This is a genomic window from Streptococcus cristatus ATCC 51100 (assembly GCF_011612585.1).
Lineage (GTDB): Bacteria > Bacillota > Bacilli > Lactobacillales > Streptococcaceae > Streptococcus > Streptococcus cristatus_H.
The window spans coordinates 1,615,058-1,628,650 of sequence record NZ_CP050133.1 but is presented as its reverse complement, the minus strand read 5'-3'; the positions used below and the strand labels follow the sequence as shown (position 1 = coordinate 1,628,650).

General features: G+C 44.1%; 18 protein-coding genes. 16 read left to right on the top strand and 2 right to left on the bottom strand.

What is annotated here, in order from left to right; genetic code table 11:
- Positions 1 to 2: 2 nt before the first annotated feature.
- Positions 3 to 869 carry a cysteine ABC transporter substrate-binding protein gene (locus tag HBA50_RS08180; protein WP_045498655.1) on the top strand — a complete coding sequence of 289 codons (867 nt, stop codon included), beginning with the start codon at positions 3 to 5 and terminating at the stop codon, positions 867 to 869.
- Between the two features lie 119 nt (positions 870 to 988).
- On the opposite strand, the gene HBA50_RS08175 is transcribed toward HBA50_RS08180, so the two are convergent.
- Entirely contained in the window at positions 989 to 1,801 is an 813-nt protein-coding gene (locus HBA50_RS08175) for a Cof-type HAD-IIB family hydrolase (RefSeq protein ID WP_045498657.1), read from the bottom strand.
- A gap of 162 nt (positions 1,802 to 1,963) precedes the next feature.
- On the opposite strand from HBA50_RS08175, the gene HBA50_RS08170 reads away from it, so the two are divergent.
- The 5 genes from HBA50_RS08170 (at position 1,964) to lytR (ending at position 6,543) form a co-directional block, all read left to right on the top strand.
- Positions 1,964 to 2,566: a DUF1361 domain-containing protein gene (locus HBA50_RS08170; protein ID WP_045498659.1), complete on the top strand. Its 603-nt coding sequence runs from the start codon at positions 1,964 to 1,966 to the stop codon at positions 2,564 to 2,566.
- A 164-nt stretch (positions 2,567 to 2,730) separates the two neighbouring features.
- The gene (locus HBA50_RS08165; RefSeq protein ID WP_015605350.1) at positions 2,731 to 4,152 is read left to right on the top strand and encodes an NCS2 family permease; all 1,422 of its coding nucleotides are present in this window, start codon (positions 2,731 to 2,733) and stop codon (positions 4,150 to 4,152) included.
- A 197-nt stretch (positions 4,153 to 4,349) separates the two neighbouring features.
- Positions 4,350 to 4,790 carry a tRNA (adenosine(37)-N6)-threonylcarbamoyltransferase complex ATPase subunit type 1 TsaE gene (tsaE, locus tag HBA50_RS08160; RefSeq protein ID WP_045499755.1) on the top strand — a complete coding sequence of 147 codons (441 nt, stop codon included), beginning with the start codon at positions 4,350 to 4,352 and terminating at the stop codon, positions 4,788 to 4,790.
- Complete coding sequence (locus tag HBA50_RS08155) at positions 4,783 to 5,304, top strand: GNAT family N-acetyltransferase (RefSeq protein ID WP_045498663.1); 522 nt, start codon at positions 4,783 to 4,785, stop codon at positions 5,302 to 5,304. Before tsaE ends, HBA50_RS08155 begins: the two co-directional genes overlap by 8 nt.
- Positions 5,305 to 5,310: 6 nt before the next feature.
- A complete protein-coding gene (gene lytR / locus HBA50_RS08150) occupies positions 5,311 to 6,543 on the top strand; it encodes a glycopolymer--peptidoglycan transferase LytR (RefSeq protein WP_045498667.1) in 1,233 nt (410 codons plus the stop codon).
- A gap of 50 nt (positions 6,544 to 6,593) precedes the next feature.
- On the opposite strand, the gene HBA50_RS08145 is transcribed toward lytR, so the two are convergent.
- A complete protein-coding gene (locus HBA50_RS08145) occupies positions 6,594 to 7,220 on the bottom strand; it encodes a TVP38/TMEM64 family protein (protein ID WP_045498670.1) in 627 nt (208 codons plus the stop codon).
- Between the two features lie 411 nt (positions 7,221 to 7,631).
- On the opposite strand from HBA50_RS08145, the gene HBA50_RS10410 reads away from it, so the two are divergent.
- The 10 genes from HBA50_RS10410 to HBA50_RS08095 all read left to right on the top strand — a co-directional run bounded on the left by HBA50_RS10410 (position 7,632) and on the right by HBA50_RS08095 (position 13,592).
- Entirely contained in the window at positions 7,632 to 7,853 is a 222-nt protein-coding gene (locus HBA50_RS10410) for a hypothetical protein (RefSeq protein WP_235285266.1), read from the top strand.
- A gap of 403 nt (positions 7,854 to 8,256) precedes the next feature.
- Entirely contained in the window at positions 8,257 to 8,784 is a 528-nt protein-coding gene (locus tag HBA50_RS08135; RefSeq protein ID WP_045498673.1) for a YqeG family HAD IIIA-type phosphatase, read from the top strand.
- Between the two features lie 2 nt (positions 8,785 to 8,786).
- Positions 8,787 to 9,893 (top strand): ribosome biogenesis GTPase YqeH, encoded by a 1,107-nt coding sequence (gene yqeH / locus HBA50_RS08130; RefSeq protein WP_045498675.1) that lies wholly within the window; start codon positions 8,787 to 8,789, stop codon positions 9,891 to 9,893.
- 14 nt (positions 9,894 to 9,907) lie between these two features.
- Complete coding sequence (locus tag HBA50_RS08125) at positions 9,908 to 10,291, top strand: MGMT family protein (RefSeq protein ID WP_005590997.1); 384 nt, start codon at positions 9,908 to 9,910, stop codon at positions 10,289 to 10,291.
- Between the two features lie 48 nt (positions 10,292 to 10,339).
- Positions 10,340 to 10,651, top strand: coding sequence for a ribosome assembly RNA-binding protein YhbY (gene yhbY / locus HBA50_RS08120; protein WP_045498677.1), 312 nt, complete (start codon positions 10,340 to 10,342; stop codon positions 10,649 to 10,651).
- A gap of 28 nt (positions 10,652 to 10,679) precedes the next feature.
- Positions 10,680 to 11,312: a nicotinate-nucleotide adenylyltransferase gene (locus HBA50_RS08115; protein WP_045498679.1), complete on the top strand. Its 633-nt coding sequence runs from the start codon at positions 10,680 to 10,682 to the stop codon at positions 11,310 to 11,312.
- On the top strand, positions 11,309 to 11,908 hold the full coding sequence (yqeK, locus tag HBA50_RS08110) for a bis(5'-nucleosyl)-tetraphosphatase (symmetrical) YqeK (RefSeq protein ID WP_045498681.1): 600 nt from the start codon (positions 11,309 to 11,311) through the stop codon (positions 11,906 to 11,908). Before HBA50_RS08115 ends, yqeK begins: the two co-directional genes overlap by 4 nt.
- Positions 11,905 to 12,408 (top strand): cysteine hydrolase family protein, encoded by a 504-nt coding sequence (locus HBA50_RS08105; RefSeq protein ID WP_045498683.1) that lies wholly within the window; start codon positions 11,905 to 11,907, stop codon positions 12,406 to 12,408. The genes yqeK and HBA50_RS08105 overlap by 4 nt, the downstream gene beginning before the upstream one ends.
- Positions 12,409 to 12,417: 9 nt before the next feature.
- Positions 12,418 to 12,783 (top strand): ribosome silencing factor, encoded by a 366-nt coding sequence (rsfS, locus tag HBA50_RS08100; RefSeq protein ID WP_045498686.1) that lies wholly within the window; start codon positions 12,418 to 12,420, stop codon positions 12,781 to 12,783.
- Positions 12,784 to 12,857: 74 nt separating this feature from the next.
- Positions 12,858 to 13,592, top strand: coding sequence for a class I SAM-dependent DNA methyltransferase (locus HBA50_RS08095; RefSeq protein ID WP_045499758.1), 735 nt, complete (start codon positions 12,858 to 12,860; stop codon positions 13,590 to 13,592).
- Position 13,593: the final 1 nt, after the last annotated feature.

Genomic DNA, 13,593 nt, shown 5'->3' with positions numbered 1-13,593 from the left:
TTATGAAACTACTCAAATCACTCTTAACTGTTTTGGCACTTGCCTTTGCCCTTATCTTTGTCACAGCTTGTAGCTCAGGCGGAAATGCTACTTCTTCATCTGGCAAAACTACTGCTAAAGCTCGCACTATTGAGGAAATCAAAAAAAGTGGTGAACTTCGAATTGCTGTATTTGGAGACAAGAAACCTTTTGGTTATGTAGACAACGACGGTTCTTACCAAGGTTATGACATCGAACTGGGAAATCAGCTGGCCAAAGACCTCGGTGTTAAGGTGAAATACGTTTCTGTCGATGCTGCTAACCGTGCGGAATACTTGATTTCTAACAAGGTGGACATCACCCTTGCCAACTTTACAGTTACAGACGAACGTAAGAAACAAGTTGACTTTGCCCTTCCCTACATGAAGGTTTCACTGGGTGTTGTGTCTCCTAAGAAAGGTGTCATTACAGATGTCAAGCAGCTTGAAGGCAAGACCTTGATTGTAACCAAAGGAACCACTGCTGAAACTTATTTTGAGAAAAATCACCCAGAAGTCAAACTTCAAAAATATGACCAATACAGTGACGCTTATCAAGCTCTTTTGGATGGACGTGGAGATGCCTTCTCGACTGACAATACTGAAGTTCTAGCTTGGGCTCTTGAAAATAAAGGATATGAAGTAGGAATTACTTCGCTTGGCGACCCAGATACTATCGCACCAGCAGTCCAAAAAGGAAACAAAGAGTTGCTTGATTTCATCAATAAAGACATTGAAAAATTGGGCAAGGAAAACTTCTTCCACAAGGCTTATGAAAAGACTCTTCACCCAACCTACGGTGATGCTGCAAAAGCAGATGACCTCGTCGTTGAAGGTGGAAAAGTAGAATAGAATCTTTGGTCTAGTAGAAAATTTGCCTAAAAAAATGAACCGCATCTCAACAGTTAGACAGAAAGAGTCTGGCAGTTGAGGTGCGGTTCAAATTATGTTTGTTTGATTTGTTTTGATTTCTATAAGTAGAGCTCAGTTAGCTTGTGAGCTACACCATCTTGGTCATTAGTGAGTTCAAGCTGTTGGTCAGCATAAGGCAGCAGGGTTTCGCTGGCATTCTTCATGGCATAGCCTGTTCCCGCAAATTCTAGCATTTCGGTATCATTGTGCTCGTCACCAAAAGCAATCAGGTCCTTGCGATCGACATTGAGGATGTTGAGCAGGTACTGGAGGGCAAAGGCTTTGTTAACACCTTTAGGGCCGCACTCAAGGATATTGAGAGGACCGCCCCAGGTATTGATAGAGAGTTCGTGCTGGTAAAAGGCATTCATCTCTTCAGCCAGAGCATATTTGTCCGTAGCATGGGTTTGCAGCAAAATGGCATTTGGATTTTTGGTGACCAGCTGCGCTTGAAATTGATTTTCTGGCTTAAAATTATCAATGCCAAAGAGCTTGGGATCTGCGATTTCTTCGTTCGTATTTGTGATATAGAATTTCTTGCGGTATTCTCCAGCGATGAAGTCGGCTTCGATTTCTTCTTTTCGTTGGACCATATCCAGCAAGAAAGACTTGTCTACGGTCAAGGATTGTTCAAATTCCCACTTTTGCTCAGGGATATGGGTCAAAGATCCGTTGAAGTTTATCATGGGGGTATTCAGCTCTAATTCCTTATAGAAGTTCAGAGCCATGCGGTAAGGGCGGCCAGTAGTGATGATGACCTTGTGTCCTTTAGCCGATATTTTTTGGATAGTTTCTTTGGTAAAATCAGAAATCTTACTCTCAGAATTGAGCAAGGTTCCATCCAAATCTACAGCAATTACTTTATTCGTCATTCTTATTCCTCGTACAGTATCAATCAGTATAGTAAATCTATTATAACAGAATTAAGAAAAAATGACACAAGTTGTGGTATAATGTTTCCTCAATAGCTAAGACGAAAGATGTCTGCTAACAGTCTATGAGCGAAGAGAGTTAAAGTAAGGGGAGGATCTTGTATGCGTAAACCAATTTTCATTCACATTTTTTTCATACTAATTGCATTTGTTGTGTATATTCAGGGGATTACGGTTCAGGGACCAGACCTGATCTGGAATATGATTCTGGCCTTAATTGCCTATGACGCTGCTGTCTTAACGACGATATCTAAGAAGCAGAAATGGCTTTATCCACTTTTGTTGGTGGTTTGGCTGGCCTTTTATCCTAATACTTTTTATATGCTGACAGACTTGGTGCACATGACTTGGGTGGGAGATACTCTGTGGAACCCTGTTAGCATGCGCCTATTTATGGCTTTTGTGCCGAGCATTTTATTTGGCATTTACTGCGGGATTGAAAGCTGGAATATTTTGCGTGAGCGCTGGAAGTGGACTTGGTGGTTGGATATGCTTGCAGTTGCGGCTCTGTCTTATCTGTCGAGTCTAGCCATTTATATCGGCCGTTATGACCGCCTCAACTCCTGGGATCTGGTGACGCGGCCCCAGCTAGTTTTCCAAAAGCTACTGGAGACCTTTCAGAAGGATCGTCTGGTATTTATCCTTGGATTTACCTTTATCCAAATCATGACTTTGCTCTTTTTAAGCAGAGAGAATAAAAAATAAGACACTTTAAAGTAATTTTTGGAGCAATGGACTTGAAAAAGTGAATGTTTTTGAGTATAATCATAGTATTGTTCGTAAATAACGAATAAGCAGCACTGTTTTAAAGAAAATCAGGAGTTCTCTTTTAATCAGTTGCCATAAAACAATTTAGGAGATTATCTATAATGGATAAATTATTTAAACTCAAAGAGCACGGTACGGATGTTCGTACGGAAGTTCTCGCTGGGTTAACAACTTTCTTTGCTATGAGCTATATCCTCTTTGTCAATCCAGCCATGCTGTCGCAAACGGGTATGCCAGCTCAAGGTGTCTTTCTGGCTACGATCATCGGTTCCGTTGCTGGAACACTTATGATGGCCTTTTATGCCAACCTCCCTTACGCACAGGCGCCGGGGATGGGTCTCAATGCTTTCTTTACGTTCACGGTTGTCTTTAGTCTGGGCTATACTTGGCAAGAAGCTCTGGGCATGGTCTTCATCTGTGGTCTGATCTCGCTCTTTATTACCCTGACTAAGATTCGGAAGGCTATTATCGAGTCTATTCCATCAGCACTTCGTTCAGCTATTTCCGCTGGTATCGGTGTCTTCCTAGCTTATGTAGGGATTAAAAATGCCGGACTGTTGAAGTTTTCGATCGATCCTGGCAACTATGTAGTAGCCGGTAAGGGAGCTGACCAAGCCAAAGCTGCTATTACAGCAAACTCAGCTGCGACTCCGGGACTGGTTGATTTCAATAATCCGGCAGTTTTACTTGCCTTGCTTGGCCTAGCGATTACAGTTTTCTTTGTTATCAAGGGTATCAAAGGCGGCATTATCTTATCTATCTTTACAACGACAGTCGTAGCGATTGCTGTTGGCTTAGTAAACCTGTCTGCGATTGACTTCGGTCAGCACAATCTGTCAACAGCTCTGAAAGAACTTGGACAAGTGTTCGGGGTGGCAGTTGGTCCAGAAGGTTTGGGAGCTCTCTTTGCTGATACGGCTCGTCTGCCTCAAACATTTATGGCCATCCTAGCCTTCTCTCTGACTGATATTTTTGATACTATCGGTACCTTGATCGGAACTGGTGAAAAAGTGGGTATCGTCGCAAGCTCTGGTGAAAACCATGAGTCAGAAGGTTTGGACAAGGCTTTGTACTCAGACTTAATCGGTACGACTATCGGTGCAATCGCCGGAACATCTAACGTTACTACTTATGTAGAGTCTGCAGCTGGTATCGGAGCTGGCGGACGGACTGGTTTGACAGCCTTGGTTGTAGCGGTCTGCTTTGCGGTATCTAGCTTCTTTAGCCCGCTGTTGGCCATCGTTCCAACAGCAGCAACTGCGCCAATTTTGATTGTCGTAGGGATCATGATGCTTGGCAGTCTGAAAAATATCCAGTGGGATGATATGGCAGAAGCTGTCCCAGCTTTCTTTACTTCTATCTTCATGGGCTTCACTTACAGTATCACGAACGGGATTGCAGCAGGATTTATCATGTATGCTCTTGTGAAAGTTATTAAAGGTCAAGCTAAGGATGTGCATCCAATGATTTGGATTTTAAATCTGCTTTTCATCCTTAATTTTATCAGCCTAGCTTTATCTTAAGAACACTAAGGAGTTGGAATCTTCCAGCTTCTTTTTTGTAGGAAAAATTTAGGAAATGTTCTAGTTTACTTCTAAATAAAAGCGAGTAACCTGCTTTGATTAGAAGATTTCGAAAGCTTATCTAATTTTTTTCAAACATTTTGCTTCCTCTATTAGAAAATTGAGCGCAAATGCAAATCTTCTGGTATAATAAAAGAATGTTTAGTCATAATGAAGAAGAATTAATCGACTGGGGCCAGCGTCTCGGAAGCCTCCTTCAGGAGCAAGATGTTTTGGTTTTGACAGGAGACTTGGGTGCGGGCAAGACGACTTTTACCAAGGGCTTGGCCCAAGGTCTGGGCATCAAGCAGATGATCAAAAGTCCGACCTATACCATTGTTCGCGAGTATGAAGGACGTTTGCCACTGTATCACTTAGATGTTTATCGGATTGGTGAAGATCCGGACTCGATTGACTTGGATGATTTTCTCTTTGGTGAGGGAGTTACGGTCATCGAGTGGGGAGAATTGCTAGGTGAGAGTTTACCAGATGATTATCTGAAGCTGACCCTTGTGAAGAAAGACGACGGTCGCGAGCTAGTCTTTGAAAGTCAGGGACGCCGTTCTCAGGAATTGCTGGAGGAATTGCTGCATGGCTGAGTTTGAATTGGCCTTGCAGGAGGCAGAAAAGACAGATGCCGCTGACTTGATTCGCTTCTTAAATCAAGTCGGATCCGAGTCAGACTACATGACCTTGGATGAGGCGGGGATTTTGATGGATGAAGAGCAGATGGCTCAGTTCATTCAGCGCCAAGCTGAGTCGGATAATCAGCTTTATCTTTTGGCCTTGCTTGATAATGAAATCGCTGGGATTGTCAGTATCACAGCGGATTTTCATGAGCGGATTCGCCACATTGGGCAAGTCTTTATCGTTGTCAAAAAAGCCTTTTGGAATCAAGGCCTCGGTCGTATCTTGCTAGAAGAAGCTGTGGACTGGGCAGAAAATGGAAGCAGTCTTCGCCGTTTGGAACTGACTGTTCAGGTCAGAAATGAGCGAGCTGTTCATCTCTATAAAGAATTAGGATTTGAAATCGAAGGCCTGCAAAAAAGAGGGGCCTATTTAAGAGAAGGGGTATTTCTAGATGTTTACCTGATGGGAAAACTGATAGATTGATGAAATATGTTAAAAAAAATTGTACGAATGTTTTTGAGCCTGTTGCTTGTAACAGCTATTGGGGTAGGAGGCTATGCTTGGACTATTTACAATCAGTCAACGGACGCTTTGTCCCATACTTACAAGGGTTTTGGGAATGAGACGAACGTTATTGCGGAAACCAAACCCTTGACGGTTTTACTGATGGGGGTAGATACAGGAAGCGGCTCGCGGTCTGATACCTGGAAGGGAAATAGCGACTCCATGCTCCTCCTGTCCGTCAATCCTCAGACTAAAAAGACGGTCATGATGAGTTTGGAGCGGGATATTCTGACTCAAATCGATGAAAAAGGCGAAACGACAGAAGCCAAGCTAAATGCAGCCTATGCCTATGGTGGTGCAGAATTGGCCATCGCGACCATTGAGAAATTGATGAACATCCATATTGACCGTTATGTGATGATCAATATGCAAGGACTGGTTCAGCTAGTCGATGCAGTTGGAGGTATTGAAGTCAACAATACTTTTGATTTCCCAATTTCCATCGAAGAAAATGAACCAGAATACACTGCAACTGTCGAGCCAGGTAAGCATTTGATCAACGGAGACCAAGCTTTGGTCTATGCCCGCATGCGTTACCAGGATCCAGAGGGTGACTACGGTCGTCAGAAACGTCAGCGTGAGGTAATCCGAAAGGTCGTTGAGAAGGTGCTCAGTCTTAACAGTATTAGCCATTATCAAGCTATTTTGCGAGCAGTCAGCAAGAATATGCAGACCAATGTAGCGCTGGATGCGGGAAGTATCCCTCAGTTATTGGGTTACAAAGACGCCTTTAGAAGCATTCAGTCTGAACAATTACGTGGGGAAGATGCTACCTTGGCTGATGGCGGTAGCTATCAGCTGGTTACGTCTGATCATTTGCTGGAAATGCAAAATTTGATTCGGAAAACGTTGGGCTTGTCTTCAGTTAAGACTCTGAAAACCAATGCCGTACTGTATGAAGATCTGATGGGAGGCCGAAGCTTGCGCTCTTCTAATTCTAGCTCTTCAGCAACTTATCAGCATGATGAGCAGACGATTTACAATCAACCAACGGAGAGCAATTATGGTGGTGCCAACTATAGTAGTTCGACACCGACCCCTCCTGAGCCGAGCGTTAGCAGTGAACCGCCAGCAAGTTCTGCGCCTGCATCTACGCCAGCTCCGACACCGTCAGCATCATCTGCCGATCACCCAGCAACATCAGCATCTTCAGAATAAACAAATCGCCCAAGCTTACTAGCTTGAGCGATTTTTAATGCCCGTGGTTCTTATTTTGCGAGCCATTTCCAGAAGAAATCAATAATATAGGTCAGTCCGTAAGTGTAGATGATGAGGGTGATGGGTTTACAAAGTACGATAATCAGCATGTACTTTTTGAAGGTCATCTTGGTCAAGGCGGCTAGCATACAGAGAAAATCAGCGGGACTGATGGGCCAAATCATCATAAAGATAAAGAAACGCTCAAAGCGATTGCCCTCATCCAGCCAGCCCACATACTTGTCATAGGTCCGCTTGCTGACGACGGACTGGACAAAGGCTGGTCCGTAGGTGCGAGCCAGATAGAAGATGATGGCGCAGCCGATGACGATGCCGACATAGTTGTAGATGGTGCCGACGATATGCCCGTAGATAAAGATGCCTGCTACAGAGGTCAAGGCACCAGGGATAATGGGCACGACAGTCTGCAAGATTTGCAGGAAGATAAACAGAGGTGGTCCCCAGATGCCTGCTTGTTTGATAAAGGCAGACAAGGTTTCCTTGGACTGGAGAATCCCTGCATAGTAGGCCCAGATGCAAAAGGCCACTGTCCCTACAGCCCCGATGATGGACGACCAGTTGATGATTTTTTGCAAAAAGGGAGAAACAGCTTTCATTTCTCGATCCTTGCTTGCCATAGGCACCTCCAAGAGAATTATTCTTATATCTACTATAGCATCTTTTGCCATTTTTGTAAGCTTTGAAGCTATAGGTGCTAAAAAGTATGAAAGATGATATAATGATATGACTGGTGAGCAATAATCTATGAGCATTCAAAAATCAGGGAGAGTGCTTGTGCTCGAACTAAAAATTCTATGAGTTAGGAGAGTTATAGTGGAAGAATTTCTAAACTTATATCATCAAAAATTGTGGGAGATTGTATATGAGAATCTCATAAGAACATTTTTCCACCCTCATACAATTATTTTCTTTGTATTATTTTTAATTATTTCTTCTTTAATCTGTTACGTATATTTCGAAAAAAATGTACTTTACTATTTATAGTTAGTTATTTCTCCTTGTTCCTTGTGGGAGGAGTCGCAGAGTTTGTGAATAGCTATGACAAAATTATGAGTCCAGATTCAAGATACAGCACATTCTTTTGGTTATTTCCAGCAGAAATGAGCTTACAGATTGAAGATGAGCAACCCTTATCTAGTGTTGATGGAGAACTTAAGAAAGAAGATGTTATACTGTTTGCAGAAGCTAATCCTCAATATCACGATGGTCTTTTTAGTGCTACAGCGGATTTTTTTCAGGTGGTCATATAGAGGGGAAATTATTTCTAGTTACTTTAGTAGGATATGAAGAGAAAAATGGTTAATGGGAATCTGTTGACATTCGCATTGCACCAGGTATTAAGGAGAAGGATTTTCAGAAATTTTCTAAGGTTCTTCACATAAAAAAAGATGAAGCAGAGGGTGCTACCGGTATTATTTCTAAACTTCAAAAACTTTATGAAAAAAAGTTAGAGAGCGAAAAAATAGATAGTGGTCTTATGAGCATGAATATTGCCCATTTTAAAATGAAGCTTCCCGCTTGGGGAGCTGTTTTCATTTGTTTGGGAAATAGGAAGTGGGAATCTCCCAATGGCTCTTGGAAGAAATGGGGTTATAGGTGCCAAAAAGCCTATTTTATGCTATAATAGTGCGAATACGATTTTTGGAGAGAGATGTGGCGATTGAAGATTATATGCCCGACTTTGCGGTCGAGGCGGTTTACGATTTGACAGTAGAGAGTTTGAAAAGACAGGGCATCAAAGCAGTTTTGGTGGATTTGGATAACACCCTGATTGCTTGGAATAATCCTGACGGAACCCCAGAGATGAAGAAGTGGCTCCATGATTTGCGGGATGCGGGCATTCGGATTATCGTGGTGTCCAATAACAACCAAAAACGGGTCAAGCGGGCTGTTGAAAAGTTTGATATTGACTATGTCTACTGGGCCATGAAACCCTTCACTTGGGGCATTGACCGAGCGCTCAAGCTTTTTCATTTTGAAAAAAATGAAGTGGTCATGGTGGGCGACCAGCTCATGACGGATATTCGGGCAGCGCATCGGGCTGGGATTCGTTCGATTTTGGTCAAACCGCTGGTCGAGCACGACTCTATCAAAACTCAGATCAATCGGGCGCGTGAACGCCGCGTGCTCAATAAAATTACTGAAAAATACGGCCCAATTCAATACAAAAAAGGAATTTAAGCATGGAAGAACTTCTCTGTATCGGCTGCGGAGCCACTATTCAGACAGAAGACAAGAGCCAGCTAGGCTACACGCCCCAGTCAGCTCTAGAAAAAGGCTTGGAGACAGGCGAACTCTATTGCCAGCGCTGTTTCCGCCTGCGCCATTATAATGAAATCAGCGACGTCCAGCTGACGGATGATGACTTTCTGCGGCTTCTGCATGAGGTTGGAGATAGCGACGCCTTGGTCGTCAATGTTGTCGATATTTTCGACTTTAATGGCTCGGTCATCCCTGGCCTGCCTCGCTTTGTCGCAGGAAATGATGTTCTCTTGGTCGGGAATAAAAAGGACATTCTGCCTAAGTCAGTCAAGGACAGCAAGGTGACCCAATGGCTGACAGAGCGGGCTCACGAAGAAGGTCTGCGTCCAGTTGATGTCATTCTGACCTCTGCTCAAAACAAGCAGGCCATTAAGGACTTGATTGACAAGATTGAGCATTGCCGCAAGGGACGTGATGTGTATGTGGTTGGTGTGACCAATGTCGGAAAGTCTACTTTGATTAACGCCATCATTCAGGAAATCACGGGTGATAAGGATGTCATTACGACTTCGCGCTTCCCTGGCACGACTCTGGATAAAATCGAGATTCCTTTGGCGGATGGTAGTCATATCTATGATACGCCGGGCATTATCCATCGTCACCAGATGGCTCATTATCTTTCTGCTAAGAATCTCAAATATGTCAGCCCCAAAAAGGAAATCAAACCCAAAACCTACCAGCTCAATCCTGAGCAAACCCTCTTTTTGGGTGGTTTAGGTCGTTTTGACTTTGTGGCAGGCGATAAGCAGGGCTTTACGGCTTATTTTGACAATGAGCTCAAGCTCCACCGGACTAAGTTGGAAGGTGCTAGCGACTTTTATGACAAGCATGTCGGCAGTCTCTTAGTGCCGCCAGTTGGCAAGGAAAAGGAAGAATTTCCAGCCTTGGTCAAGCATGAATTTACCATCAAGGACAAGACGGATATCGTCTTCTCTGGTCTGGGCTGGATTCGCGTCAATGACAGAGCCAAGGTTGCGGCTTGGGCTCCAAAAGGAGTGGACGTGGTCTTGCGCAAGGCGATTATCTAAGAAAGGTAGGATGTATGACCCAGTCAACTTTTATCACACCAGAAAAATATGTGGAAGCTATTCAGCAAATACCATACGGCAAAGTGGTTACCTTGGCTGATTTGCGTACTCACTTTGGACAGGATAATAGTGCTCCATTTTTTTCAGGTATTGCTGCTTTGATTGTCGCTTGGTCTGAGGAAGATGCCAAAATCCCCTATTGGCGAGTGCTCAAGTCAGGCGGGGAAGTCAATGCGAAGTATCCTGGAGGCCTTGAAGTACAAAGAGGGCTGCTGGAAGCGGAAGGACATAGCATTATTCAAAAAGGGAAAACAAAGATGAGGTACTATGTCCAAGATTTTCAAAAGAAACGGTATTCATTTGATTTGGAAAGAAATCTCATGTGCGGGCAAGACTAATACTCTTTGAGTATAAGCTCTGCTATTTTTAAAAGAATAAGGAAAACTATGGCATTAACAAGTAAACAAAGGGCCTTTCTCAACAGTCAGGCCCACTCACTCAAGCCCATCGTTCAGATTGGCAAAAACGGACTCAATGACCAGATTAAAACCAGCATTCGTCAGGCGCTGGATGCGCGAGAACTGATCAAGGTTACGCTCTTGCAGAATACAGATGAGAATATCCATGAAGTTGCTGAGATTTTGGAAGAAGAAATCGGAGTGGATACGGTGCAGAAGATCGGCCGGATCTTGATTCTCTTCAAGCAGTCCAGCAAGAAGGAAAATCGCAAACTCTCTGTTAAAGTCAAGCAAATTTAAGAAAAAATTTCTGTGGAGATATCAGCCTATGGCTATTGAATTACTGACCCCCTTTACCAAGGTGGAATTAGAACCAGAAGTTAAAGATAAGAAACGCAAGCAGATTGGCATTTTAGGTGGGAATTTCAACCCTGTCCACCATGCTCATTTGGTCGTGGCGGACCAGGTCCGGCAACAGTTGGGCTTGGATCAGGTCCTGCTTATGCCAGAGTACGAGCCGCCCCATGTGGATAAGAAAGAGACCATTGATGAACAGCATCGGCTGAAAATGCTGGAGCTGGCTATCGAGGGTATTGAAGGCCTAGGGATTGAAACCATTGAGCTGGAGCGCAAGGGAATTTCCTACACCTACGACACTATGAAGCTCCTGACGGAGCAGCATCCAGATACGGACTATTACTTTATCATCGGTGCGGATATGGTGGACTACTTGCCCAAGTGGTACCGGATTGATGAGCTGGTTGAGCTGGTTCAGTTTGTCGGTGTTCAGCGGCCGCGCTACAAGACAGGGACTTCTTACCCTGTCATCTGGGTGGATGTGCCCCTTATGGATATTTCCTCCAGTATGGTGCGGGATTTTCTAGCTCAGGGACGGACTCCTAATTTCCTGCTGCCTCAGTCAGTCTTAGACTATATCGAGAAAGAAGGGCTTTACCTATGACCTATGAAAGCTATATCCGCATGAGCCGAGAGGCCTTGCTGGCTAAGATGGAAACAGTCATGCCCGAGAAACGCTTGCAGCATTGTCTAGGTGTGGAAAAGGCTGCCCGAGAATTAGCGGAGCGCTTCGGTCTTGATGTCGAAAAAGCGGGTCTGGCAGGGCTTCTACACGACTATGCGAAAAAGGTCTCGGATGAGGAATTTCTGGCCTTGATTGACAAATACCAGCTGGACCCTGACCTGAAAAACTGGGGCAACAATGTCTGGCATGGCATGGTGGGAATTTACAAGATTCAGGAAGATCTAGGCATCAAAGATGCTGAGATCCTGCGGGCCATCGAGATTCATACAGTGGGCAGTAGCACCATGTCTGAGCTGGACAAGGTGGTCTATGTCGCCGACTACATTGAGCACAACCGGGACTTTCCAGGAGTGGACAAGGCCAGAGAGTTGGCTCAGCAGTCGCTCAATCAGGCTGTGGCCTATGAAACAGCAAGGACAGTGGAGCATCTAGCCCATAAAGGAATCCCTATCTATCCGCAGACCTTGGAGACCTACAATGCCTTTGTAGGATATTTGAAGGAAATAGAAGAATGAAAACAGCTCTAATCATTATAGATGTACAAAATATCTTAGTGGAGACAGGTTTTCAGTCTGATAAAATGATGGATAAAATTTCCTTTCTGCAGCATCAGGCTAGGAGTAACGGTGTCGAAATTATCTATATTCAGCATGTGGAAAATCCAGAAGATAGTGCATTGGAAGATTGGCAGTTGTCTCCTCTCTTGAATAGAAAGTCAGACGAAAAGGTCTTTCAGAAGAAGTATAATAGTATATTTAAAGAGACAGGTTTGAAGGATTACTTGGATAAAGAAGATATTGGTCGTCTAGTTTTATGTGGAATGCAGACGGAATATTGTGTAGATGCATCAGTTAAAGTTGGATTTGAATTTGATTATAGACTTGTCATTCCAGAAGGTGCTTTTACAACTTTTGATGGAGAAGACGCTTCGGCAGAAAAAATAAATACTTTTTACCAAAAAATTTGGGACGGACGTTTTGCGGATGTTCTAGATTACAAAAACATTTTTAATTAAAGAGGAACTATGAAAGAACAAGAATTATTGGAACTGGTCGTGAAAGCGGCCGATGAAAAGCGTGCAGAAGATATTGTGGCTTTGGACTTGCAAGGTTTGACAACCGTGACAGATTATTTTGTCATCGTCAGCTCGATGAACAGCCGTCAGCTGGATGCAGTCGCTGAAAATATTCGTGAGAAAGCTGCTGCGGCTGGTGTTTTTGCTGGTCATGTTGAGGGTGACGCAGCAGGTGGCTGGGTGCTATTAGACTTGGGCGGCATCGTTGTCCATGTCTTTTCTGAGGAAATGCGGGCGCATTACAATCTGGAAAAGTTATGGCACGAAGCAACTGGTGTGGATGTTGCGGCCTTATTGGAAGAAAAGAATAAGTGATTTTTTGTCCTTGGGCAGAAAGCAAAATTCGGCTCAGTCAGCCTGCTGGCTGGGCTATTTTTGAAAGGAAAAGTATGGCAACTTATGAAACCTTCGCGTCGGTTTACGATGCGATTATGGATGATTCTTTGTATGAGAAGTGGACGGATTTCAGTCTGCGTCATTTTCCCAAGGATAAGAAAAGGCTGCTGGAACTGGCCTGTGGTACGGGCATTCAGTCCATTTATTTTAAGCAGGCTGGTTTTGATGTGACGGGGCTGGACCTGAGTCAGGAAATGCTGGATTTGGCAGAGAAGCGTAGCAGAGAGGCCGGTTTGGACATTCCCTTTATTCAGGGCAATATGCTGGATTTGAGTGGCGTCGGTCAGTTTGACTTGGTGACTTGTTACTCAGACTCGATTTGCTACATGGAGGACGAAGTCGATGTCGGTCAGGTATTTACTGAGGTTTACCAGCATCTAAATGAGGGTGGTCGCTTCATCTTTGATGTGCACTCGATTTACCAGATTGACGAGGTTTTTCCAGGTTATTCCTATCATGAAAATGCTGAAACCTTTGCCATGGTCTGGGATTCTTATGCGGACGAACCGCCTCATTCCATCGTGCATGAGCTGACTTTCTTTGTCCAAGATGAGGATGGGCGCTTCACGCGCCATGATGAGGTGCATGAGGAGCGGACCTATGAGATTCTGACCTACGATATCTTGCTGGAGCAGGCTGGCTTTAAGAATGTCAAGGTTTACGCGGACTTTGAGGACAAGGAGCCGACTGATAAGAGCGCTCGCTGGTTCTTTGTAGCGGAGAAATGAG

What these genes read in the sequence shown, in the direction of transcription:
- HBA50_RS08180 (WP_045498655.1), top strand. Translation starts at nt 3, where the DNA reads ATGAAACTACTCAAATCACTCTTAACTGTTTTGGCACTTGCCTTTGCC.
- HBA50_RS08175 (WP_045498657.1), bottom strand. Translation starts at nt 1,801, where the DNA reads ATGACGAATAAAGTAATTGCTGTAGATTTGGATGGAACCTTGCTCAAT.
- HBA50_RS08170 (WP_045498659.1), top strand. Translation starts at nt 1,964, where the DNA reads ATGCGTAAACCAATTTTCATTCACATTTTTTTCATACTAATTGCATTT.
- HBA50_RS08165 (WP_015605350.1), top strand. Translation starts at nt 2,731, where the DNA reads ATGGATAAATTATTTAAACTCAAAGAGCACGGTACGGATGTTCGTACG.
- tsaE (WP_045499755.1), top strand. Translation starts at nt 4,350, where the DNA reads ATGTTTAGTCATAATGAAGAAGAATTAATCGACTGGGGCCAGCGTCTC.
- HBA50_RS08155 (WP_045498663.1), top strand. Translation starts at nt 4,783, where the DNA reads ATGGCTGAGTTTGAATTGGCCTTGCAGGAGGCAGAAAAGACAGATGCC.
- lytR (WP_045498667.1), top strand. Translation starts at nt 5,311, where the DNA reads ATGTTAAAAAAAATTGTACGAATGTTTTTGAGCCTGTTGCTTGTAACA.
- HBA50_RS08145 (WP_045498670.1), bottom strand. Translation starts at nt 7,220, where the DNA reads ATGGCAAGCAAGGATCGAGAAATGAAAGCTGTTTCTCCCTTTTTGCAA.
- yqeH (WP_045498675.1), top strand. Translation starts at nt 8,787, where the DNA reads ATGGAAGAACTTCTCTGTATCGGCTGCGGAGCCACTATTCAGACAGAA.
- HBA50_RS08125 (WP_005590997.1), top strand. Translation starts at nt 9,908, where the DNA reads ATGACCCAGTCAACTTTTATCACACCAGAAAAATATGTGGAAGCTATT.
- yhbY (WP_045498677.1), top strand. Translation starts at nt 10,340, where the DNA reads ATGGCATTAACAAGTAAACAAAGGGCCTTTCTCAACAGTCAGGCCCAC.
- HBA50_RS08115 (WP_045498679.1), top strand. Translation starts at nt 10,680, where the DNA reads ATGGCTATTGAATTACTGACCCCCTTTACCAAGGTGGAATTAGAACCA.
- yqeK (WP_045498681.1), top strand. Translation starts at nt 11,309, where the DNA reads ATGACCTATGAAAGCTATATCCGCATGAGCCGAGAGGCCTTGCTGGCT.
- HBA50_RS08105 (WP_045498683.1), top strand. Translation starts at nt 11,905, where the DNA reads ATGAAAACAGCTCTAATCATTATAGATGTACAAAATATCTTAGTGGAG.
- rsfS (WP_045498686.1), top strand. Translation starts at nt 12,418, where the DNA reads ATGAAAGAACAAGAATTATTGGAACTGGTCGTGAAAGCGGCCGATGAA.
- HBA50_RS08095 (WP_045499758.1), top strand. Translation starts at nt 12,858, where the DNA reads ATGGCAACTTATGAAACCTTCGCGTCGGTTTACGATGCGATTATGGAT.